Below are 1323 nucleotides of genomic sequence, written 5' to 3'. Positions count from 1 at the left end.
TAATACAAACCGAACAGGTTTAACTTTATTGGCGAATAAAACAATACATTGTCCAATGGATTGAGATAAACCCGCCAATAGAACAATCATTAATGCGATCGTTAACCTATTGGGTAGGGTGCTAATTTCTTTAAAGGCGTCTGGGTTAAGGGTAAATGCTCCTGAAACAAAATGCCAAAATTGGTTTAATAGGGTTTCCATAAAATTAAGCGTTCACTAGACTGAATTCTGAGTTTCTGGTTGGTTCTTAGTTTAGTTGATCTTGGCTTGATAGGATGATACAATTTGTGAACTTATGTTTTTAAAAGGGGATTTAAGGGACAAAAATTTGTATGTTTTTATACATATTATTATCCTGTTTAGGGCTTTTTACCTCAGAGGTAAAACATTTTAAGCTTTTTAGAAAGGATTAAAAATTGTTATTTTCCTTTATTTAATCGCACAATTAAATAGCTGATTGACAAGGCTAAAACAGCCAGTGCTAGTCCAATTAAATCTTCACCTGATTTTTTGTCTAAATCAAAAATAATGATTTTTCTACCTACTGCAATTAAAGAAGTAATAATGACTAATTCAACTTGTATAACGTGTTTCTTCAAATAAGATGATATATTTTCTAATATTTCTAAAGCAATTAAAACATTTAAGAATAATCCAAAAATTTCAAATAAAGAATTTTTAAAGATTAGGGTGGAATCCGTTAATAATTTTTGAGTTAAATATAAAATTAATTGACCACAACAAACTATAATAATTACGACCATGGCAATGGATAAGGTTTTAGCGATCGCCACTTGGACTTCTTCTAATAGCATTAAAAAATGTTCGTCGCTAAACCAATGAGTAAGGGATTCAAAAAATGTTTTTTTGCGGGACATAGTGAAAGGTGAATTGCAGTTGAACAGATAAAGCTAGAGAATAAAGCAAATTAGTCTCAATATATAAGTTAGAGTCCGTTAATGCAATACTATTGTTAAAAATTTATCCATCGAACCTCCAAACCAGGTTTCTAAATCTGCTCCATTGCGAAAATCAACAATAATATCTATTGAAATTAATCTATCACGACTAACATAGACAACCTAAGAAACCCGTTTTCTGCGGACGTGTTCTCGATGTTGGCACATTGGGTTAAGGATCAAACGCTATACAATTAATCTGGGTTATTCTTGTTGCGCTAACTATTTCTTTTCCATTTGGCATGACAATGACTTGATTTTTAAAGGTATGTGCTTTTTTCTTTCCTAAATAATATTTTTTCTGCTCTTCATTGTCTGTTGGTCTTTCCCTGGGCTGTTCATAGCTATCTACTACTAACTCAAA

Annotated in this window: 3 protein-coding genes; all 3 read right to left on the bottom strand. The window is 31.5% G+C overall.

Translation table 11 applies throughout. The annotated features are described in order from the left end of the window. On the bottom strand, window positions 1-201 hold a 201-nt coding region (locus PL9214_RS29400), incomplete at its 3' end, for a hypothetical protein (RefSeq protein WP_222425319.1). A gap of 218 nt (window positions 202-419) precedes the next feature. Further along, window positions 420-878 carry a phosphate-starvation-inducible PsiE family protein gene (locus PL9214_RS29395; protein ID WP_072722819.1) on the bottom strand — a complete coding sequence of 153 codons (459 nt, stop codon included), beginning with the start codon at window positions 876-878 and terminating at the stop codon, window positions 420-422. Between the two features lie 253 nt (window positions 879-1131). Then, window positions 1132-1323 (bottom strand): transposase family protein (locus PL9214_RS29390; RefSeq protein ID WP_222425318.1); only part of this gene is annotated, 192 nt, incomplete at its 5' end.

It is taken from the genome of Planktothrix tepida PCC 9214, assembly GCF_900009145.1.
Classification (GTDB): Bacteria; Cyanobacteriota; Cyanobacteriia; order Cyanobacteriales; family Microcoleaceae; genus Planktothrix; species Planktothrix tepida.
Note: the sequence above shows the minus strand (reverse complement) of the source record. Positions and strands in the feature narration are given on the sequence as shown.